General features: G+C 48.7%; 23 protein-coding genes. 8 read left to right on the top strand and 15 right to left on the bottom strand.

The window, feature by feature from the left end; all coding sequences use genetic code 11:
- Nucleotides 1-32 precede the first annotated feature (32 nt).
- The 9 genes from speD to fabR all read right to left on the bottom strand — a co-directional run bounded on the left by speD (nt 33) and on the right by fabR (nt 8579).
- A complete protein-coding gene (gene speD / locus CWB98_RS16760) occupies nt 33-836 on the bottom strand; it encodes an adenosylmethionine decarboxylase (protein WP_138545899.1) in 804 nt (267 codons plus the stop codon).
- Between the two features lie 86 nt (nt 837-922).
- Nucleotides 923-1336 (bottom strand): OsmC family protein, encoded by a 414-nt coding sequence (locus tag CWB98_RS16755; protein ID WP_054016944.1) that lies wholly within the window; start codon nt 1334-1336, stop codon nt 923-925.
- 82 nt (nt 1337-1418) lie between these two features.
- Nucleotides 1419-1757 carry a DUF3802 family protein gene (locus CWB98_RS16750; RefSeq protein WP_046004953.1) on the bottom strand — a complete coding sequence of 113 codons (339 nt, stop codon included), beginning with the start codon at nt 1755-1757 and terminating at the stop codon, nt 1419-1421.
- 175 nt (nt 1758-1932) lie between these two features.
- Nucleotides 1933-3405 (bottom strand): succinylglutamate-semialdehyde dehydrogenase, encoded by a 1473-nt coding sequence (gene astD, locus CWB98_RS16745; protein ID WP_138545898.1) that lies wholly within the window; start codon nt 3403-3405, stop codon nt 1933-1935.
- Nucleotides 3406-3418: 13 nt separating this feature from the next.
- Nucleotides 3419-4447 carry an arginine N-succinyltransferase gene (astA, locus tag CWB98_RS16740; RefSeq protein ID WP_138545897.1) on the bottom strand — a complete coding sequence of 343 codons (1029 nt, stop codon included), beginning with the start codon at nt 4445-4447 and terminating at the stop codon, nt 3419-3421.
- 75 nt (nt 4448-4522) lie between these two features.
- A complete protein-coding gene (locus CWB98_RS16735) occupies nt 4523-5734 on the bottom strand; it encodes an aspartate aminotransferase family protein (RefSeq protein ID WP_138545896.1) in 1212 nt (403 codons plus the stop codon).
- A gap of 322 nt (nt 5735-6056) precedes the next feature.
- Nucleotides 6057-7232, bottom strand: coding sequence for an HDOD domain-containing protein (locus CWB98_RS16730; RefSeq protein ID WP_138545895.1), 1176 nt, complete (start codon nt 7230-7232; stop codon nt 6057-6059).
- Nucleotides 7233-7276: 44 nt separating this feature from the next.
- Nucleotides 7277-7858, bottom strand: coding sequence for an anthranilate synthase component II (locus CWB98_RS16725; RefSeq protein WP_138545894.1), 582 nt, complete (start codon nt 7856-7858; stop codon nt 7277-7279).
- Between the two features lie 76 nt (nt 7859-7934).
- Complete coding sequence (gene fabR, locus CWB98_RS16720; RefSeq protein ID WP_054016950.1) at nt 7935-8579, bottom strand: HTH-type transcriptional repressor FabR; 645 nt, start codon at nt 8577-8579, stop codon at nt 7935-7937.
- Nucleotides 8580-8694: 115 nt separating this feature from the next.
- Between fabR and CWB98_RS16715 the strand changes: the two genes are divergently transcribed.
- Together CWB98_RS16715 and sthA are read left to right on the top strand one after the other, a co-directional pair.
- Nucleotides 8695-9828, top strand: coding sequence for an acyl-CoA desaturase (locus CWB98_RS16715; RefSeq protein ID WP_054016951.1), 1134 nt, complete (start codon nt 8695-8697; stop codon nt 9826-9828).
- Between the two features lie 40 nt (nt 9829-9868).
- The gene (gene sthA, locus CWB98_RS16710) at nt 9869-11305 is read left to right on the top strand and encodes a Si-specific NAD(P)(+) transhydrogenase (RefSeq protein ID WP_138545893.1); all 1437 of its coding nucleotides are present in this window, start codon (nt 9869-9871) and stop codon (nt 11303-11305) included.
- Nucleotides 11306-11331: 26 nt separating this feature from the next.
- Here the strand turns inward: sthA and CWB98_RS16705 are convergent, their stop codons facing one another.
- Nucleotides 11332-12582: a hypothetical protein gene (locus tag CWB98_RS16705; protein WP_249364701.1), complete on the bottom strand. Its 1251-nt coding sequence runs from the start codon at nt 12580-12582 to the stop codon at nt 11332-11334.
- Nucleotides 12575-13243, bottom strand: a complete 669-nt coding sequence (locus CWB98_RS16700) for a methylamine utilization protein (protein WP_138545891.1) — start codon at nt 13241-13243, stop codon at nt 12575-12577. The genes CWB98_RS16705 and CWB98_RS16700 overlap by 8 nt, the downstream gene beginning before the upstream one ends.
- 172 nt (nt 13244-13415) lie before the next feature.
- On the opposite strand from CWB98_RS16700, the gene CWB98_RS16695 reads away from it, so the two are divergent.
- Nucleotides 13416-15473 (top strand): glycoside hydrolase family 97 protein, encoded by a 2058-nt coding sequence (locus CWB98_RS16695; protein WP_138545890.1) that lies wholly within the window; start codon nt 13416-13418, stop codon nt 15471-15473.
- Between the two features lie 50 nt (nt 15474-15523).
- On the opposite strand, the gene CWB98_RS16690 is transcribed toward CWB98_RS16695, so the two are convergent.
- Entirely contained in the window at nt 15524-16687 is a 1164-nt protein-coding gene (locus tag CWB98_RS16690) for an MFS transporter (protein ID WP_138545889.1), read from the bottom strand.
- A gap of 80 nt (nt 16688-16767) precedes the next feature.
- Here CWB98_RS16690 and CWB98_RS16685 point away from each other — a divergent pair, with 80 nt between their 5' ends.
- The 3 genes from CWB98_RS16685 to CWB98_RS16675 all read left to right on the top strand — a co-directional run bounded on the left by CWB98_RS16685 (nt 16768) and on the right by CWB98_RS16675 (nt 18686).
- A complete protein-coding gene (locus tag CWB98_RS16685) occupies nt 16768-17574 on the top strand; it encodes an AraC family transcriptional regulator (protein ID WP_138545888.1) in 807 nt (268 codons plus the stop codon).
- A 221-nt stretch (nt 17575-17795) separates the two neighbouring features.
- Complete coding sequence (locus CWB98_RS16680) at nt 17796-18449, top strand: XRE family transcriptional regulator (RefSeq protein ID WP_138545887.1); 654 nt, start codon at nt 17796-17798, stop codon at nt 18447-18449.
- A 42-nt stretch (nt 18450-18491) separates the two neighbouring features.
- Nucleotides 18492-18686: a hypothetical protein gene (locus CWB98_RS16675; RefSeq protein ID WP_138545886.1), complete on the top strand. Its 195-nt coding sequence runs from the start codon at nt 18492-18494 to the stop codon at nt 18684-18686.
- Here the strand turns inward: CWB98_RS16675 and trpS are convergent.
- From trpS to rpe, 3 genes are read right to left on the bottom strand one after another with little or no spacing between them, the layout of a single operon-like run.
- Nucleotides 18670-19674, bottom strand: a complete 1005-nt coding sequence (gene trpS / locus CWB98_RS16670; protein ID WP_138545885.1) for a tryptophan--tRNA ligase — start codon at nt 19672-19674, stop codon at nt 18670-18672. The two genes, CWB98_RS16675 and trpS, sit on opposite strands and share 17 nt — an antisense overlap.
- A gap of 25 nt (nt 19675-19699) precedes the next feature.
- Nucleotides 19700-20365 carry an HAD-IA family hydrolase gene (locus CWB98_RS16665; RefSeq protein ID WP_138545884.1) on the bottom strand — a complete coding sequence of 222 codons (666 nt, stop codon included), beginning with the start codon at nt 20363-20365 and terminating at the stop codon, nt 19700-19702.
- Nucleotides 20365-21054, bottom strand: coding sequence for a ribulose-phosphate 3-epimerase (gene rpe, locus CWB98_RS16660; RefSeq protein ID WP_138545883.1), 690 nt, complete (start codon nt 21052-21054; stop codon nt 20365-20367). Before rpe ends, CWB98_RS16665 begins: the two co-directional genes overlap by 1 nt.
- Before the next feature lie 184 nt (nt 21055-21238).
- On the opposite strand from rpe, the gene CWB98_RS16655 reads away from it, so the two are divergent.
- The gene (locus CWB98_RS16655; protein ID WP_138545882.1) at nt 21239-21538 is read left to right on the top strand and encodes a hypothetical protein; all 300 of its coding nucleotides are present in this window, start codon (nt 21239-21241) and stop codon (nt 21536-21538) included.
- Between the two features lie 88 nt (nt 21539-21626).
- Nucleotides 21627-21821 carry a DUF2970 domain-containing protein gene (locus CWB98_RS16650; protein WP_138545881.1) on the top strand — a complete coding sequence of 65 codons (195 nt, stop codon included), beginning with the start codon at nt 21627-21629 and terminating at the stop codon, nt 21819-21821.
- Nucleotides 21822-21838 lie beyond the last annotated feature (17 nt).

Below are 21838 nucleotides of genomic sequence, written 5' to 3'. Positions count from 1 at the left end.
TTTTTTATATCGATATGGATAGCACCAGCTGGTTATTCCGGCAGGTTTCGACCGTAGAACACTTCCTGGATCTCGCGGTTCAGACGCTCGCGGATCTGATCTTCCTCATCTGCATCCAGATCATCGGTTGTGATGCCGAATAAATAGGTGTTCAGATCAGTTTCTTTGAGCATCATCTTAGTGTGGAACAGATTTTCCTGATACACATTCACATCCACCATGTGATACGCCTCTTTGGTATCTTCGGTCATGTAATTCTGAATAGAATGAATAGCATGGTCGATGTAGTGTTTTACGCCGTTGACATCGCGGGTGAAACCACGCACTCGGTAATCAATGGTAACCACATCTGATTCCAGCTTGTGAATCAAGAAATTCAGTGCCTTCAGTGGTGAAATAATACCACAGGTCGATACTTCAATATCAGCACGGAAAGTACAAATACCATCGTGCGGGTGTGCTTCTGGATACGTGTGAACACAAATATGGCTTTTATCCAGATGCGCAACCACAGAATCCGGTAATGGACCTGGTGTTTCATTACTGTCGAATGTCTGCTGTTCAACTGGCTCTTCCGATACCAGGATGGTGACACTGGCACCCTGCGGGTCGTAGTCCTGGCGGGCAATATTCAGTACATTGGCACCAATGATATCGACAACATCGCGCAGAATGTCGGTAAGACGGTCAGCACTATACTGTTCATCGATGTATTCCAGATATTCTTTGCGCTGCTGCTCGGTCTTGGCATAGCAAATATCATAGATACTAAAGCTTAAACTCTTAGTTAAGTTGTTAAAGCCGTGGAGTTTAATTTTATCAAAGGGCTTGTTCACGATAGACCCACCTTAAAACGTGAAAATCTGCGCTGCAGAAATAAAAGTTCGCGGATTTTATACGAAAATAGCGTCTCGAAAAAGCACTATTTTGCGCTGTTTTCAACCACCTCATGGCTGTGGGTAATTTCTACTGCTTTTTCAAGCATTAAGGCCACAGAACAGTACTTCTCAGCAGACAATTGTACGGCCCGTGCCAGATGCTTTTCAGCCACATTATTGCCAGTCACCACAAAGTGTAGATTGATTTTGGTAAATACTCTAGGGGCACTCTCAGCGCGCTCTGCAGTTAGCTCTACAGTGACATCACTGACGTCCTGCTTGGCTTTTTTCAGAATACTGACAACATCTACAGATGAACAGCAGCCTGCCGACATCAGTACCATTTCCATCGGGCTGGGCGCTGCGCTATCAGCGCCTGCGTCGAATACCACATTATGACCAGAATGAGAGCGACCAATAAAGGTATCTCCGTCAACCCACTTCACACTTGCTTGCATGTTTATTATTCCTCGAGTTCCTAAAACTAATAACACCGCCAATAGGCGGTGTTATATTTGATACATAGCAGCCACGACTGCGTCAGTTTATTGCATTGTCGAACAGGTTTTTCACCAACCCGGCGAATTCCTCAATAAACTCTCTTTGTTCTTCAGTGACGCGCTGCTCAGTGACGCTGGAGAGTACTTCCTGCAAATCATACACAATGCCGTCAACTTCTCTGACTATCAGGCTACGTTGTTCGGTCGTCAATCCGGTATGTTGCTCACAGAGGCGGATCACATGCTCAGCAATCACATCTTCTATTAACTCCAACACCTTAGGTGCATTGGCTTTCACCACACCCGGCTTCTCAAACAAGGCTAAGTGTTGCGTTAGGTACATGACTAACTCATCGTATCCTTGTTTATCTAAAACCATATATTGCCCACCTGAATGTATCAATGACATCTCCTATTGATTTAAGCAGAAACTAGTTTTGATTGCTACTTTTGATATTTGCAGACCAACAAAAAAGCAGCCGAGTTGACGCTTGGCTGCTTTTTTCAATACTAAAGGATGAGAAAATAAGTATTTATTCTCTCTGAGTAAGATTTTACTCGATAGTCAGGCCCGGACTCAAGGTGCCTGGCAAAGTCACTTTGTCCAGCTCAACCGAAGCCACCGGGTATGCACAGTAGTCTGCTGCATAGTAAGCACTTGCTCTGTGGTTACCAGATGCACCAATACCACCAAATGGTGCGGCGCTGGATGCGCCTGTGATCGGGCGGTTCCAGTTCACGATACCTGCACGGCTGCGACGCAGGAAGTGCTCATAATCGGCCTGGTTATCACCCAGTAAACCTGCAGACAAACCAAAGCTGGTGTCGTTCGCTTTTTCAATTGCGGCATCGAAATCGCTGTAACGGAATACTTTCAGTAACGGGCCAAAGTGCTCATCATCAGGGAAATCAGTGACCTTAGTACACTCAATGATGCCTGGCGTTACAAAACCCGTGCCTTCAGTGTGTGTCAGCTCAAGCAGGATCTCACCACCAAGCTCAACCAGCTGTTGCTGTGCAGCAACCATACCAGCAGCGGCATTGTTAGAGATCATTGAGCCCATAAACGGCTGATCTTCGGCATCATAATCACCGATCTTAATCGCTTTAGTGGCTTTCAGCAGTTGCGCTAGGATCACATCGCCCTGTTCGCCTTCTGGCAGGAACAGTTTACGCGCACACGTACAACGCTGACCGCTAGAGATAAACGCTGACTGGATGATGTCATGAACGGCTGCTTTGGTATCAGCAACATCTTTCACGATCAATGGGTTGTTACCACCCATTTCCAGTGCCAGAATTTTGCCAGGCTGACCTGCATACTGCTCGTGTAACAGGTGACCGGTACGTGAAGAACCAGTGAAGAACAAGCCATCGATGCCTTTGTGTGACGCCAGGGCTTTACCTGTTTCGACTTCACCCTGTACCAGGTTGATCACACCTTTTGGCAGACCTGCCTGCTCCCATAGCTTCAACGTCAGCTCTGCCACATAAGGCGTCAATTCTGAAGGCTTGAAAATCACCGTGTTACCCGCCAGCAGGGCCGGTACAATATGACCGTTTGGCAGGTGACCCGGGAAGTTATAAGGACCAAATACCGCAACTACGCCGTGCGCTTTGTGACGAATAACCGCACGACCCACTGGCATGGGGTTTTCAACCACGCCAGTACGCTCATGATAGGCTTTTTCAGAAATCGCGATTTTACCAACCATGGCGCCCGCTTCAGTGCGCGTTTCCCACAGTGGCTTACCGGTTTCCTGTGCAATGGCCACAGCCAGTGCTTCACTGTTTTCTTTCAGTAGTTCAGCAAAGCGCTTAACCACAGTCAGACGCTCTTCAAATGCCAGCTCACCCCAGCTGTAGAAGGCTTCGCGGGCCGCTTTTACGGCACCGTCAACTTGCTCTGCCGTTGCCGCATTGGCACGCCAGATCTCTTCGTTATTGGCCGGGTTTACCGACGCAAATGCTGCGCCTTCACCTAAGCGCCACTCACCATTGATAAATTGTGCTGCGTGTGTTGTCATAATTCTTTCCCAATTAAAGAGTTGCAATACTAACGGTGTCACCGTCAGCGATCTGCAGGGCCTTCGCCACCGCACCAGGGATGGCAACTTCTGTTGCTTTTTCTGGCAGCGTTAACGTCAGTGCCGTCGCACGATATCCCGCTAGTTTATCATTAGCTATCATGACGGGGGAACCTTCTGCGTCAATCTGCATCGCTTCGTCAATGCGCGCTGTGTACTTACGTACTTCGCGCACTGTGCGGATGTTGTCAACTTTGGCTTCTACCGTGGGACCTGCGTCGAAAATATCGACATAGCCATTAAACGTAAAACCTTCGCTCTTAAGCAGTTCAATCGCCGGGCGCGTGTTGTCATGCACTTCACCCACCACTGACTGGGCTTCTTTGCTCAGCAGATTAACGTAGATAGGGTACTTAGGCATCAGCTCGGCGATAAAGACTTTTTGACCAATGCCGGTCAGGTAGTCCGCAGTCGGGAAGTCCATCGAGAAGAAGTGCTCTTCCAGCCACTGCCAGAATGGGCTGTCACCATTCTCATCAGACACACCGCGCATCTCAGCAATCACAGTGTCCGCAAAACGGTCACGATGTTGGTTAATAAACATGAAGCGTGACTTAGACAATAACTTGCCATTCAGCCCGCGACGGTATTTATCGCGCAGGAATAATGTGCACAACTCAGTGGCACCGGTGTAGTCATTACACAGGGTCAGAATATCCACTGCTTTGTAAACATTCAACGTCCGCGATGAGTGGATCACTTTACTTAAGTGGTAGTGATAGAAGGCATCATCAAGACCCACTGCAGCTTCGATGGCACTGGTGCCAACGACTTCGCCTGTTTCACTGTCTTCAAGTACAAATAAGTAGCCTTCATCAAAAGGTACATCTGTTTCTTTGCCAAATGAAGCAACGGAACGTTCGATCTTGTTTTGCAGCAATTCTTCATTGACCGGCAATGAAGTAAAGCCATGCCCCGACTCCTGGGCAATGTTCAAAAGCGCTGAATAATCGCTTTTCTGGATTGGGCGAAGGATCATCATGAGCCCGCTTACTCCTCAAAAAATGTAGATAGCTGAGTCGCACATTAAGTGCGACCCACATGTCACCGACAGGTATTAGGCGTCGTTCGCAACCACTTTGGCTACAGCCGCTTCAAAACGTGCCATCCCTTCGCGAATATCCGCATCAGGAATAACTAAAGACGGTGTGAAGCGCACAACGTTTGCACCGGCAACCAAAGACATCACGCCCTGGTTAATACCTTCTACCAGGAATTCTTTCGCTTTACCCTGATACTTGTCGTTCAGTACACCACCCAGTAACAAGCCTTTACCACGGATCTCACTGAACACCTGGTGCTTCTCGTTGATCTCGTTCAGCAGCTCGCGGAACAGTGCTTCTTTGGCTTTAACGCCATTCAGTACTTCAGGGGTATTCACTGTATCCAGCGCCGCTTCTGCAACCGCACATGCCAGCGGATTACCACCATAAGTAGAACCGTGGGTACCAATTTTAAGATGTTCTGCAATCTCAGCGGTTGTGATCATCGCACCGATTGGGAAACCACCACCCAACGCTTTAGCGGTAGTCAGGATATCAGGTGTCACACCCAGTCCCTGATACGCATATAGGTCGCCAGTACGGCCAACACCGGTTTGCACTTCATCAAAGATCAACAGCGCATTGTGCTTATCACACAGAGCACGTACACCTTTCACGAAATCTGCCTCAGGTGAAATGATACCGCCTTCACCTTGTAGTGGCTCCATCATTACCGCACAGGTGTTGTCTGAGATCAGTGCTTCCAGTGCTGCCAGATCATTGTAGTCGCTGTGTACAACATCGCCCGGCTTAGGACCAAAGCCATCTGAATACGCAGCCTGACCACCCACGGTCACAGTGAAGAAAGTACGGCCGTGGAAGCCTTTATTGAATGCGATGATTTGTGATTTTTGCTCACCGAATTTGTCCAGTGCCCAACGACGCGCCAGCTTTAACGCGGCTTCGTTGGCTTCTGCACCAGAGTTCGCAAAATAAACTTTGTCTGCGAAGGTCGCATCAGTCAGTTTTTTCGCCAGGCGCAGTGCCGGCTCATTGGTCATGACATTCGACAGGTGCCAGATTTTCTCGCCCTGTTCTTTCAGCGCTGCAACCAATGCAGGGTGACAGTGACCCAGACAATTTACTGCGATACCGCCCGCGAAATCGATATATTCTTTGTCATTTTGGTCCCATACGCGCGCACCTTGACCCTTGACCGGGATCACTGCAGAAGGTGAATAGTTAGGCACCATTACCTGATCGAAAAGTTCACGATTGATAGTCATTTTGATTCCTCATTTTGGTGAGTACAGCACTCAACCGGGGCAGGCAGTGATACATGAAATCTCAGCGACAGCGATGTAAAAGACCTGAATTTTTCCCAATTGGTGCAAAATTCATACGCTCATTATTTCAAAAAAAAGCGCATTTGTCTCATATTAAACACCGCTCTAGCCCTTGATATTCAAGGGATTAGTATATAATTGCAATCTCAGTGAATAACTATTAAGGCGCCCATAATTAACGCCCCTATAACTTCAAGGTGTTTACTGAGATCCCTCACTTGCCCGGAATGAATGAATAAGCGGGAAAAAAGTGTGGCTTTTTTTAAAGAATTGTCAATTGCAGGCTTTGTAGTGCTGTTTTTGACAGCAGATCCTGCTCTTCAGTGTTGAGCTGATTGAAGGCGAGCCAGTCTTTAGCTTCATCAGGCTCGAGTAAGTGGGTGTCCTTAAGTACCTGATATTGGGCATAGCAGTATGCCTTACGCACCACCTGGGTCAGTGGCAATTGCTCAGTAGCATTATTATGCGACTTTGGCAGATAGCTTTGCGCAAACTCTTCCATCGCCGCATTAAACGGCAAGTAACGGAACTCCATACGCTCAATCAGATACTGTGACACCGTTGCCGAGTGCTCCAATAACAAGTTGCGCAGAAACAAGGGATCTGGCTCCAGACCAACCAGTGCCGTATGCAGATCTTTTTGCTTTTTATCGCGAGCAATTTTCACTTTACCTTGCCAGACCCGCTCAAAGGTGCGCAAGTACAACCGTGTCAGCGCAATTTTCCCGACATCCAGTAACATCCCCAGCGTGAACGCATGCTGCTCTTTTACATCGTACAGTGGGGCCAGTGTTTTAGCGGCGATGGCAGTTGCCATACTCATATCGCGCAATTTACGCTTCAACAGTGGGAAAGGCTCAGTTGAATGCGGCATCCAGTGACGCATCGCGAAGGTGGGGATCACCATTTGCAGGTTTTCCAGGCCCAGATAACGCAATGCCAGTGCAGGTGTGTCGACTTTGACCGTCGTGCCTTTGGCACTCTTTTTACGATACTGAGGCAGATTAACCAAAGACACCAGGTCTCGACCCAGCCAGGACAAGTCGTTAACCAGAGGCTCTAGACGGCCAACTGACGCCGATTTCACTGCCAGAATATCCAGCACAGTTGGTACCGCTTCCTGGATCCCAACTACTTCGTGGTAAATCGTGTCTAAATCTTCCAGCTGCGTATTGATAGCGGACTCGATAACCTGATGCAGGTGGGTACTGGCCTTAGCAATGTACTTATGATGACTGGTACTGCGCTCCTGACGTTTTGTGGCCGCAGCAAGCTCCACCTCCAGCATAGTGCGTTGCGGTATGCGCTCACCGAAATTCATATCAAAAGTATGAATGTAGCCGATCTGCTGCTGAGCAAAGTTATGGCTTATTAGTACATCATGGGCACGCTCTGCCAGAGCTTGTGCTATCCGAGATTGCCTAATGTCTTCAGTCATCAATTATGTTCTTTTTTGGTATTGTCTGGATTACTTTTTTAAGGTTAGAAGCGACTTATAAAGTTATCAAGTAGCTGCAGGCCATGCTCGGTAAGAATGGCTTCAGGGTGGAACTGAACACCTTCCAACGCTCGCTCAGTATGGCATAAGCCCATGATTTCATCTAGTTCGTCCGCCGTATTTTGCGTCCAGGCTGTCACTTCAAGCGAGTCTGGTAAACTGTTGTGCTGCACCACCAGCGAATGATATCGGCACACCTCAAATCGTTCAGGCAACCCGTTAAAGGCTCCCCCTTGGTTATGTACCAGCGTGGAGGTTTTGCCATGCATCACTTGCTTCGCCCGCACGACTTTCGCACCAAGTGCCTGTGCTATGGTTTGATGACCAAGACAGATCCCCAGGATGGGAATTTGACCCTGAAATGCATCAACCACAGAGAGTGAAACCCCTGCTTCATTAGGTGAGCACGGTCCTGGTGAAATCACAATGTGGTCCGGATTGAGTGCACGGATATCTGCGACCGAAAGCGTGTCGTTGCGATGTACCACAACTTCCTGGTCAAGGCGTTGAAAATATTGCACTAAATTGAACGTAAATGAATCATAATTGTCTATCATAAGTAGCATACTGCGCTATCCTTGTGATTTCATAGTCAAACTTAATTAGCCGCCTTTTATCAGGCCCAAAGACAAGGAGTGGCTGCTACTGGCCAGCCACTTTTGGTGCAGTCTGTGACTGACTCTCTTTTTGATAACCCGACGCCCCTTTCACTATATATCTGAGTTGCCAGATCAACCGCTCGGTTAATTCTGCGCGCTGCTGGGCATCCTGGTCGAGTGCTTCCGCCCCGGAGCTGAAAACCAGAGTTACCATGGCTTCTGCCTGCATATAGGCATGATTCGCATCACAAGGGGTTTCAGTTTCCAGATAATGCGACAGCTCCATAATGAAGTGTTTAATCTCTCTGGCCACCGCAGCCCTGAATGCAGGTGAAGTCCCTGAGCGTTCACGTAGCAACAAACGAAACTGGTTACTGGAAGTTTCGATAAATTCCATAAAGGTCAGCACCGAAGTATGGATCACACTTCCACCTCCTTTGGCAATTCGGCGCCGCGCCTGACGCATCAGTTGACGCAAGGTCAGGCCTGCTTCATCGACCATGGTCAATCCAAGCTCATTCATATCTTTAAAATGGCGATAAAACGACGTGGGAGCAATGCCTGCCTCTCGGGCAACTTCCCGCAAACTGAGGTTGGTAAAGCTGTGCTCGGCACTGAGCTGATTAAACGCCGCCTCAATCAGCGCCTGGCGGGTCTTTTGTTTTTGCTGGGCACGAACACCTGACATGATCGCAGTTCCTATAATTTATTAGCTCAGATCAACATTAGGGGCAGTCTAATACTTGACGGCGCAACTTTGAAATACTATTTTAGCGTACAAGTGTACGCTGAGATTTTAAAAGATGAAAAAACCCCCTTTATTGTGGACTAATGTTTTGTTCTTTAGTCTGTCCTTTCTTGCTGCAATTACTTTGGTGCCTTGGTATGGCTTTGAGTATGGCTATACAACCACCCACTGGATCGCTTTTGTAGGCTGTATGTTTTACGCCGGTATGTCGATTACCGCGGGTTACCATCGGCTATGGGCACACAAAGCCTACGATGCCCATCCTGCTATTCAGGTCTTCTTTGCGCTTGGCGGCGCCTTTGCGCTGCAAAACAGTGCACTACACTGGAGCAGTGATCATAGGGTTCACCACGGCCAGGTAGACGACCCCGTAAAAGACCCCTATGCCGCTACACGCGGCTTCTGGTACAGCCATATCGGCTGGATGCTCAGAGATTATCAGGGTGAAAGCTATGGCGATTACAGCAATGCCCGTGACTTACAGCGCAATAAGATTGTGATGTGGCAGCACAAGCACTACCTCAAATTAGTCCTGTTGACTAATATTGGTATCCCACTGATGCTGGGCCTGATATTGGGAGACGTATTTGGCATGCTACTGTTAGCTGGCGTGTTGCGGTTGGTGCTCAGCCAGCATTTCACCTTCTTCATCAACTCACTGGCCCATATCTGGGGCAAGCGCCCTTACACCGAGAAAAACACTGCCCGGGATAATGGCTTTTTGGCCTTACTCACCTATGGTGAGGGCTACCATAACTTCCACCATATTTTTGCCAGTGATTATCGTAATGGCATTCGCTGGTATCATTATGATCCAACTAAGTGGATGATCCGCGGTCTGTCTTACCTGGGCCTGGCCAGTAAACTCAAACGCACACCTATTGAACGGATCGAAAAAGCCAAAGCAGAAACCTTGTTGAATAAGACTAAAGTTACCCTGGCGAAATTGCCTTTGGCGCAGGATAAGCTTACATTGTTACAACAAGAGTATGATTTACTGCTGAAAAAGCTTCAGCACTTCTGTGCCGTGCAAAAGCAGGTACTGGAAACGAAAAAGCATGCCATGCGCGAACAATGCGAGCAATCTGCCCTGTTAAAGCAGTATCAAGAACTGGAACAGGCTTGGCAGACACAAAAGCAAGCATGGCTGGCATTAAACTCGAGGTTGTTAAAGGGCGCCACCAGCTAACCCCGAAGCGGCCTCACAAGTAATTATTTAAGGTGAGGCCGTGACTAAGAAAACCTCCACAAAAGCACCCCGCCAGGACGTATCCTATCAATATGATGCCATCATCATTGGTACGGGTCCCGGCGGTGAAGGTGCAGCCATGAACCTGTCAAAAAGCAACCGCAAGGTCGCTGTCATTGAGCGACAAAAAGACGTAGGAGGTGGCTGTGTACACTGGGGCACTATCCCGTCCAAAGCACTGCGACACTCCGTCAGCCGTTTAATAGAATATAAAGCCAACCCCCTGTTTCGCTTTAGCGAACGTCCGCAGCGACTGACTTTTCAGGATATTTTGCATCACGCCAGTGATGTGATCAGCAAACAATCGAGCCTGCGTTCCAGCTTCTACGACCGCAACCGGATCCACCTCTATCAGGGCGATGCCACCTTTGTTGACGCGCATACGATCCAGGTGCAGCATCTGGATGGCTCCAAAGAATTGCTGACCGCGCAAACCATTGTCATTGCCACCGGCTCTCGTCCTTATCGTCCACCTGGCGTCGACTTTGACCATCCTCGCGTCTATGACAGTGACACCATTTTAGATTTGACCCACAACCCGCAACGGGTGCTGGTTTATGGTGCCGGGGTCATTGGCTGTGAGTATGCGTCTATATTTAAGGGCCTGGGCGCCAAAGTCGATCTTATCAATACCCGCGATCGACTGCTGTCGTTTATGGATGACGAGATCTCCGATGCACTGAGCTACCACTTCTGGAACAGCGGTATTGTGATCCGCCACAATGAAGAATTTGCTAAGGTTGAAACCCAGGACAAAGGTGTCGTATTACACTTGCAATCCGGAAAAAAGGTCAAGGCAGATTGTATATTGTGGGCCAATGGTCGAACGGGTAATACCGATGCGCTAAATCTGGATGCTATCGGCCTCAAAGCAGACGGTCGTGGCCAGCTCAAAGTCAATGAACATTATCAGACTGACATAGACAATGTGTATGCCGTAGGTGATGTAATCGGATATCCAAGCCTTGCCAGTGCCGCCTTTGATCAGGGCAGAATTGCCGCCCATGCCATCGTGCATGGCAAGTGTGATGACCGTTTAATCACCGACATTCCAACCGGTATTTACACCATTCCGGAAATGAGCTCAGTGGGTAAAACCGAGCAACAACTCACCGCCGCCAAGATCCCTTATGAAGTCGGCCGTGCCCAGTTCAAACACCTGGCACGCTCACAGATCACCGGCACCGAAGTTGGCTCTCTCAAGCTGCTGTTTCATGCTGAAAGCAAAGAAATTCTCGGGATCCACTGTTTTGGCGAACGAGCCTCTGAGATTGTTCACATTGGCCAGGCCATTATGGAGCAAAAAGGTAAAGGCAATAATGTCGAATATTTCGTCAATACCACCTTCAACTACCCAACCATGGCTGAAGCCTATCGGGTTGCAGCCCTCAATGGCTTAAATCGCCTTTGTGACTAATCCGGATGTATTTTCTGGCTGCGCTGTTAAAAGCGCAGCTCACCACTAACGCGCCACAACTGTTCAATTTGTCGCGTCGGTACATTAAAGTCGGCTCGGTTTGCTACCTTAGATTCCAGGTATTGGAATTCCATACCGACATACCAACGCTCAGAAACCTGCCAGCGCCCGGTCACAGTAATCGCGCCGCCTTCACTGGTATTCGGGTCAAACTCCCAGAAATCACGATCTTTGACATCAAACTGCTCCAGCCTGCCGCTGATGCGATAGTCCTGCCATTTATGGGTCAGCAGAATAAACTGGCTGCTGAAATCGTTATCAACCCCACGTTTAATCCCCATTGCCGTATTACCGGCCATAGCCTGCATAATAAGATGCGTAGCGCGAGTGATCTTATAACGATAGGCCGCACTGAAAAACTTGGTATCCCAGGCATATTGTCCGGTGTGGTAGTTTAACACACTGGGGTCGCCGTTATTATCGTACCAATACAGGCGCACAGTGTGACGCTTCTGATAATCCCAGTGTGCACCAACGTAATAGCCAAAGCGGCCATCTACCTCAGTAAAAGGCTCGGTTCGCCACGCCTGCTTAGCCAGCGGCGGTGCGTTTAAGGCATTAATGGGCGCAAATGCAATAGCTTCATTGAACACACTTTGTCTGTCGTGCACCGCCCAGCCACGCCAGGCCAGCAAAGTGCCCGCAGGGTCATTCCCTTTATACAAGGCGCCAACTAACTCCCAGTTATGACCGTTACGCTGTCGTCTCGGTAATCGGCTGTCACTGCGTTTAAAGCTCACTTCGGTACCAAAGGCTCTTATCTCCTCTCCCAACCAGGCATTAATTGCACTGTAGCTGTAGTTGTAGGGAGATGACCAGCCTATATCCGGGTTTTCCAGTGACATTCTGGGATAAAACCCGCCTACCCGGCCTTGCCACTGCCAGGGCCCTTTATTCAGGGTATGGTATTGGGCAAATAACTCAGTAAATCCGACTTTGTTATCAGGATCGGGGACATATTGTGCACTGGCTAACAGTGACCATTTGCTCCCTAATTCTGTACGCAGATCGAGCACGCCACGGCTCAAATTGAATCGCTCTGACTCAGTGCCAAAACGATTAACTGCCACACCCCGGTTATACCAGGCAGCATACTCACTGCTACTTTTCCAACTGGCCTGAATAGCCCCTTTATACTGAAAGCCTTGCGCCTGTGCCGCATTGATAACCACCGCATTAAGCCCGGCTAATAACAGCCATTGAAATGGTTTATTCATAATCATCAAACTCATCGCTGAAATCGTCCTGAAACATGCCAAGTGCCTGATTCAATTGAATGCTAATCTTATCACCGGATTTTATCGTCGATAGCGAGTTGCTTTCCGGGCTATCCAAATCCATAAATCCCTCATGCCAGACTTTCAAGACTACATCAGTGAGCTGCGCTGTGGGAAGCGAGATACGCGCGACCCCTTGCTCGTCAGTTACAGCAAAGTGCGTAGAGTCAACCACTAGGATATAACCGAGCATCCAGTCGTGAATATTGCAGCCTAATTCCACTGCACCGGTAGCTGAAAATGTCAGGGTCTGCGGCTGATCACGATACAGTTTAAATTCAAAGGTTTTAGCCGGAGAGAAGGAATAAACATGATGCAAAATGGAGTCATAATTAGGAAAAGACACTTCGGCCTGCTTAGGCACGATCAGCAAGTGCGGGGTAAACGCCCGGTCTTTCTGACCCATTTTATAACTTTGTTTTAAAACCGCCTGATCAGCGCTCAACCCCTGACCTGTCAACCACACAGCCGCACCTGGGAGCGCCTTTCCCTGCTTATCTACTAAATGTACCGAGACCTGCTCACTTGCAGCATACACACTGATTGAGGCCAGAGCTAAGGCAGCCAAAGCAGTACTAAGAATATGTTTTAATTGAATCATTGCCTGAAAGTTCCTTGCAGCATGAATTTAGTATAGGCCACAGATGTAGACCGGACGACTGTTAGTTTCCATTCATCGCATTTTCAAACTGAATACGTATGCAGAAAGTTCATACCCCATTGAAGATAACAGTATGCTAAACGCTCACTCAACTTTGCAACCGAGATAGTTTATGCGATTAGTCTTCTCAGCAACAGGCATTGCAGCCACATTCGTCGCCGGTTTATTTACCGGTGCCACACAGGCTGCGACACACAGTGTCAGCTCCCCCGACGGTAAACTGACCTTTCAGATCAGCGATGATAATACCCAACCCAGCTACCAGGTCACGTTCAATAACAAGGCGGTGATCGCGCCCTCCAAGCTGGGATTTGATTTTGCCCGGGCACCATCGTTGCGTGATGGCCTGACTATCAGCAGCACCCAGCGCAATAACGCGGATAAGCGCTGGCAACAACCCTGGGGTGAGGCACGAGAAGTACGTGACCATCATAATGAACTGGTTGTGACTCTGGCAGATAGCCAGTCAAAACAGACCCAATATCAGCTCAGAGTGCGGGTGTTTGATGACGGCATTGGTTTTCGCTACGAGGTTGCACACGATTCTGCCCGTTATATTACCCGGGAGCTGACCGAGTTTACTGTCGCTGACAGCGATAAAGCCACCGCCTGGTGGATCCCGGCCCGCGGCTGGAATCGTTACGAGTACACGTATAAAACCACCCCACTTCACGACGCGGCCCATGTCCATACCCCGTTCACACTAAAGAACAAAGATGGCATACACGTCAGTATTCACGAAGCAGCCCTGGTCGATTATGCTGCGATGACCCTGAACCAGCGTCGTCCCGGTACATTTATCAGCGACCTGACGCCCTGGTCTGATGGTATTGCAGTAAAAACCAACGGCCAGTTTAACACCCCCTGGCGGACGATCCAGGTGGGCGCACAGGCTACTGACTTGCTCAACTCCCGCCTGATCCTGAATCTTAACGAACCAAATAAGCTAGGTGATGTTTCCTGGGTAGAACCGGGTAAATACCTGGGGATCTGGTGGGGTATGCACATCGGCAAAAACACCTGGGGCAGTGGTGACAAACATGGTGCCACCACAGAGCGTACCAAAGAGTATCTGAGCTTTGCCGCCAAGCATGGCTTTGATGGCGTACTGGTGGAAGGCTGGAACACCGGCTGGGACGGCGACTGGTTCTTCAATGGTGATGTCTTCAGCTTTACCGAGGCGTATCCGGATTTCGATTTAGATGCTATTGCCAAACATGGCGAACGGGTGGGTACCCGCCTGATAGGTCACCATGAAACGTCAGGTAATGTCAGCAACTATCGTGACCAAATGGCCGACGCTTTTGCCCTTTACGAAAAAGCAGGTGTCCGACAAGTAAAAACCGGCTACGTGGCAGATGGCGGTAACATCAAACGCATCGATGAACGTGGCCATGCCCGCTTTGAATGGCACGACGGTCAGTTTATGGTCAATGAGTATCTGGACAATGTGAAACTGGCAGCTAAGCATAAGATCAGCATCAATACCCATGAGCCAATTAAGGATACGGGGTTGCGTCGCACCTACCCGAACTGGCTGACTAGAGAAGGCGCTCGCGGCCAAGAATTTAATGCCTGGGGCACCCCGCCTAACCCGCCCGAGCATACCACTATGCTGGCCTACACCCGTATGTTGTCCGGCCCGATGGACTTCACTCCGGGCATTTTTGATATGAGTTTTAATGGTTTGGGTGACAAAACCAACCGGCCACAAACCACCCTGGCAAAACAACTGGCACTCTATGTGGTGCTGTATAGCCCCGTACAAATGGCTGCCGACTTGCCAGAAAACTACCTGGCCAGAGCTGATGCCTTCCAGTTTATCAAAGACGTTCCGGCAGACTGGGAGCACAGTGTCGCGCTAGCTGGAGAAGTTGGTGACTATGTGGTGTTTGCCCGTAAAGAGCGTAAACGCGGCAAGTACTCAGGCAAAGACTGGTATTTAGGTGCCATCACCGACGAGCACGCCAGAAGCATTGACGTAAAACTCGACTTCCTTGAGCCGGGTCAGCGCTTCGAAGCGCAAATCTATCAGGATGGTCCAAAAGCAGAGTGGAAACACAACCCCTATGAGCTGAGCATTCAAAAACAGATTGTTACTGCAAACGATACTTTAACGCTAAAGCTGGCCACTAGCGGCGGTACAGCAATCCGTTTTAAGGCCCTTTAAGTCGATACTTTTTTCTCTCAATTGAGCCGCCCGCAATGGGCGGCTTTATCTCAGGCAGCCACGCGCTTCAAGTGCGGCGTAATAAACTGACTCAGCAGCAAAGAGCATCCCGCCAGTGCCGCACCAAAGTAAAACACCAGAGACTTATCATACAGCCACACTACCCCAAAACTGGCTGGGATCACCACGGCGGCAATATGGTTGATGGTAAAGCTGACACCCGCAGTGGCCGCAATGTCTTCCGGCTGAGCAATTTTCTGGAAGTAGGTTTTCAGTGCAATGGCCATGGCAAAAAAGATATGGTCCACCACATATAGCGCCGCCGCCAGCTGGGCCGACTCCACCAGCGCATAACCCACAAATACCAATATTAAACCTGAATACTCCAGAGTCAGCGCTTTTTGCTCACCAATACGATTGATCATCTTGCCGATTTTCGGGGCCACAAAAATATTCACAACGTGATTAAGCATATACAACGCCGTGATCTCAGCTACATCGAAGCCAAATTTTTCAACCATTAAAAAGCCGGCAAACACCATAAAGATCTGTCGACGAGCGCCCGAGAAAAAAGTCAGAACGTAATACAGGCTGTATTGCTTTCTCAGGATCAGTTTTTTATGCTGGGTCGCCTGCTGAACAAATTGAGGGTGTGTCGCTGCCATAAACAGCGTCAGCACCAGCCCGGCACCGCCGAAGAGTAAGTACACCCAGACATAATCGGTGGCCAGCCAGGTAAACGCTACCCAGATCAGACCAAAGGTGACCAAAGAGGCCATAGATTTAATCGACAGCAACCGACCTAACTGCTCCGGCGCTTCTTCCTTAGAGAACCATTGCAGACTCAGCGACTGATTAAGCGTTTCGAAATAATGAAAGCCGATCGACATCAGCACTGTTGTGGCATACAGCCCATATACGCTGGGGAAAAACCCCGTCAGTGCAACCCCGATTGATAGCAAGCATAAACTCACTAGCGCAAAGGTTTGCTCCTTCAACACCAGCAACACAAATACCGCCGTAAACGCCAGGAATCCGGGGACTTCACGCAGTGACTGCAACATGCCAATATGCGCACCAGTGAACGCGGCCTGTTCAATCGCAAAGTTATTGAGTAAGGCATTCCATGCAGAAAACGTCATTGCCATGACGATGGTTGCCAATACCATAAAACTCATCGGCGTGGGCACAAAGAGTCGGGTTGGGTTTTTCATTCACAGTCCTTAAGCACATTGATTGCCGTTATTAGCCCGGTTAGTATATGAGCTAGGCACGCTGGCTAATATGGAAAATCATGACACAAAGTTTATCAAATCGGACAGATGCTTCCTGGCGTAGTGTGTCCAGTCGGTTTAAACGTAAGACACTAGGCAGACCCGTCTTCCCCCGACCTACCACTATGCCCGCCAATGAGCATGTGCGCTCACATAGCCATCACTGGGGACAGATCACGTACATCAGTGATTCGGTCATGACCATTTTCACGCCACAGGGCACTTTCGTTATTCCACCGCAACAAGCGTTGTGGATCCCACCCAATTTGGAGCATGAAACCTTCTGCCGCTATGGCGGACACTTTCGCAGTGTCTATATCGATGAAAAGTATGCTGAGATACTAGGCGACCAGGCGAAAACCCTGGTGGTTGATACCCTGCTCAAAGAAATGCTCCTGACCATCTGCACCTGGCCCGAGGACTATCTGCTCGATGAAAAAACCGAGCGCTTTATTCAGGTGTTTATCGACAGACTGGAGTTGGCGCCCACCAGTGCGTTTTTTATTCCGAAGGCGGATGATCAGAGACTGCTGCCAATTGTCAGTGAACTGTATTCTAACCCGGGCTGTACACGGACTTTAGAGCAATGGGGTGAACAGGTCGGCGCATCTGCCAGAACACTGAACCGGCTGTTTCATAAAAGCTTTGCCATGAGCTTTAGTCAATGGAAACAAAAACTCAGAGCACTGCGTGCGGTGGAAATGCTCACCGCTGGTGAAACCCAACAGGTCATCGCCCAGCAACTGGGTTTCGAATCCAGCTCGGCTTTTAACAGCGCGTTTAAGAAGTACTTTGGTACAACTCCCCGGCAATATCTAAAACGGTAGAGCTTATTTTTAAATACAGGGGAGTAGCGCTTCCGACCCAACACCTATCTGAAACCCTAACCAAACGAACCTAAATTTTAGTGGTTTAAGATCGCACAATTGCTTAACTATGTGCATGATACCTGAGCAGATAGTAGTCAATCAGACTGTCTGGGCTGTACACCCTTCTAAGAGACAAGTACTCTGAGCCCCTTTCTTCATTGTAACCTGTATGGGGTGTCATGAGCACAGCATTTTCGCGTCGGTTTATTACCTTAATCGACCAGTTTAGTGCCGGAAACAAGCGTCAGTTTGCGCTACTTACCGGCAAATCACCGTCGCATATTTATCGTATCTGTCGTGGTCTTAGCCGACCATCCGTCGCCTATCTGGAGCATTTGTACAGCCTGTTTGGTATCGATCTGAATTGGTTGCTTACTGGCGAACAGCCTATTGAACACGGCACGCTCTCAGGCGGGCAGGATATGCTGATGGTACCAAAGCTAGACGTTGAAGCCAGTGCCGGTTTTGGTAGCATCAATGGCAGTGAAGACATCACTGAGCAGTTTGCCCTCAATAAGCGCTGGTTAAGTACTCAGCTGGGTGTACATAGTGACCGGTTGGCGTTTGTTACTATTCGTGGTGACAGTATGCTACCGACTCTGCAGCACGGCGACATGGTACTGGTTGATTTAAGTCAGCGCGATGCCAGCAAACACGGTGTTTTTGTGTTGCAAACCGAAGATGGTCTGATGGCCAAACGCTTACAACAGCACCGGGATCATATTAGCGTTGTGAGTGATAACCCGGATTACCCTGCCTGGCAGATCCAGGCCGACAATGCTCAGCAGCATGGTATCGCAGGCAGAATCGTCTGGTGTGGTCGCAGTATGTAATACCAATTTCACTTAATGCCTGTTCTATTTGAAGGAGCAAATATGACGCTAACGGCGTTAAAAATTTCTCATTTAGAACAGCTAAATAGCAAAATTTTTGCCTGGTTATCGATCCTATTTTCTCGCCTCAAAATAGAACACTTAATTAAACAAATTGGTATAACCCCTAAGACAGCAAAAAGCCAGCATATGCTGGCTTTTTGTTATTATAGCTTGATGGCTACGGGCGCGGAATAAACCCAACGGCGTCGTATGCCGCTTTCAGCGTTTTCTCAGCACGGGCCCCGGCCTTTTCTGCACCGTTGCGCATGATCTGATCTAGCAGCGCCTGATCTTGACGGATTTCTCTGAAGCGTGCCTGCATCGGCTCCAGCATGGCCACAACCGCATCCGCGGTGTCTTTTTTCAGATGACCATACATTTTGTCTTCGTACTCAGGCACCAAATCCGCCACATCACGTTTGGTCGCCACTGACAACAAAGTCAGCAGGTTAGAAACGCCGGGCTTTTCTTCACGGTCAAAGTAAATGCGCGCCTGCTCATCTGAATCCGTCACTGCCTTTTTAAGCTTTTTCTCAATCTTTTTCGGCTCGTCCAAAAGCATAATATACGCATTTGGGTTGTCATCCGATTTAGACATTTTCTTCAATGGATCTTGTAAACTCATTACCCGTGCGCCCAGCTCAGGGATGTAAGGTTCAGGTACTTTGAACACTTCGCCATACAAGTTATTGAAACGTGTTGCAATATCTCGAGTTAATTCAAGATGCTGCTTCTGGTCTTCACCGACTGGTACTTGATCAGCCTGATAAAGCAAAATATCTGCAGCTTGCAATACCGGATATGAAAACAGGCCAACATTGACATTATTGGTGTTCTTGGCTGACTTGTCTTTGAACTGGGTCATGCGGTTCAGTTCACCCATTTGCGCATAACAATTCAGCACCCAGCTTAACTGGGCATGCTCTGGCACCTGCGACTGTACAAACAGCGCAGACTTTTCAGGGTCGATGCCGCAGGCCGCATACAGCGCAATACCATCTAAAACACGCTCACGCAGGGCACTTGGCTCCTGACGCACAGTGATGGCATGCAAATCAACCAGCATAAAGAAACAATCATGATCTTCCTGTAGCTTAAGCCACTGGTTAATGGCACCCACATAATTGCCTATTGTCATACCACCGGTTGGCTGAATGCCACTTAACACTACTGGTTTAGTCATGGTGTTCCTTTACTCCTATCTTAGTTTAAGGTTGATTTAAAATGGGGATTATATCCAAGAAGCCCTCACAGAGGTACTGTGGATTGAGTGTTGCCAGATCCAGTCCTTGATTGTACCCATATTTAAGCGCAATCACAGGAATTTCGGCTGCCTGAGCTGCCAAAATATCGCTTTTCGAGTCGCCTACCATAATGGCATCTTGCGCATCGATATTTAATTGCTGACACGCAGACAAAAGCGGCTCTGCTGCAGGCTTTTTCAAGCCGTCGTCACCACACACGACCACGTCAAAGTGTTGGCTTAGGTTGAGGCTATCGAGTAATTGCAGTGTAAATTCCCGACTTTTATTGGTTACGACCGCTTTAGGGACATGACTGAACGCAGCCAATACCGTTTCAACATTGGCATAAAGTAGTGAATACTGCCCAACCAGCGCCCGATAATGACCCGCAAATCGTTCCTGCGCTTCTGCCACCAGACGCGGCGGTAACTCTGCGTTGATCTCATTGCTACCGCTAAGGCCACGCAGCACTAATACATCAATGCCATTGCCAACCCACTCAAGAACCTGAGTACGACTGACCACAGGGAACGCCACTTCTGTTAACGTCAGGTTTAGTGCCATATACAAATCGTGCGCGCTGTCGACCAGTGTCCCGTCAAGATCAAATAAAATACCCTGATATCGCATTAGCCTACCTTAGCGAGCTCTGTACGCATCGCATCAATGACCGTCCGATAGTCAGGTTGATTAAAAATAGCCGAACCGGCAACAAACATATCTGCGCCAGCAGCAGCGACCTCGGCGATATTGTCCACTTTAATGCCACCGTCGACTTCAAGACGGATTTTCCGACCACTGGCATCAATACGCTCTCGTACCTGACGCAGTTTATCGAGTGTCTGGGGGATAAAGCTCTGGCCACCGAAACCTGGATTCACAGACATCAGTAGAATCTGATCCACTTTGTCCATGACATAGTCCAGATAGTGCAATGGTGTTGCCGGGTTAAGTACTAAACCGGCTTCACAACCCTGCTCTTTGATTAAACCCAGGCTGCGGTCAATGTGCTCACTGGCCTCTGGGTGAAAAGTGATAATATCTGCCCCTGCTTTCGCAAACGCGGGGATAAGGCTATCTACAGGTTTTATCATTAGATGTACATCTATCGGGGCGGTGATACCATAATTGCGTAAAGCTTCACAGATCATTGGGCCAAACGTTAGATTGGGGACATAGTGATTGTCCATGACGTCAAAATGCACAACATCTGCACCGGCAGCCAATACCTTGGCAACGTCTTCACCCAACTTTGCGAAGTCGGCAGACAAAATGGACGGTGCAATTAAGAACTCAGATTTATTATTGTTCTGCGACATACTACCCCCTGAAACAAAATGTCAGCGGCTACTGTAACCCATCTGGGCGTTAAAAACACCTGATTGTTGGGTGTACACAGCAATCTCATTTGCGAGTAATTGCAACTTTTGCAAGACAAAGCGATTGTTTAATAATCACCCATAGTGTACTATTTAAAGATAACTGTTCACTGGGGATATGGTTATGTTAGGTCAGCTAAAAACACGGACGCTTTTGCTTACGGCTGCTGTAATCTTGTCTGCTGGCGTGTTTTCGTTCAGCGGCGATGATGCCTTAATTGCAAAACACGACACGTGTCAATGTTCTACAACTCAAGTGAGTCAGCATGTGCAAGTTAATGCATGTAAGCTGCAATCACATACCAGCTGGTACGCTTGGTTGACTGGCGGCAGTAGCAACGGGCAATTCCATTATCTGGATCTACTTGAATTGTTACTGGGTTCTGATGACGAGCAGACGTCAAGTCAGTTTTCACAGTTTTAATTGAGTACAAGTACACTTAGCGCAGGCGAGCTTGTATTTGTACACTATACTTGATCGGTAACTTAGTTCAGACAGGAGCCAGGACGCCGTGACAGAACGATTCTTCATACTCATTCAGAGTGTACTTGCTGCGATGTTTGGTGTGCAAAGCCAGGCCAAATATCGCGTCGACTTCAGCCAGAAACACTTTTGGCCCTTTGCATTTCTTGCCGTGTGCTTTGTTATTTTCCTGGTGCTGGTGTTGGCTTGGTTTGTCAATTCAGTGGTGCTCTCGCAGCCATAAGTCTAAGTGCTCGCTAT

Origin of the sequence: Pseudoalteromonas rubra, assembly GCF_005887115.1 — a bacterium.
Taxonomy (GTDB): Bacteria; Pseudomonadota; Gammaproteobacteria; order Enterobacterales; family Alteromonadaceae; genus Pseudoalteromonas; species Pseudoalteromonas rubra_F.
This window is presented reverse-complemented; position numbering and strand designations above follow the sequence as displayed.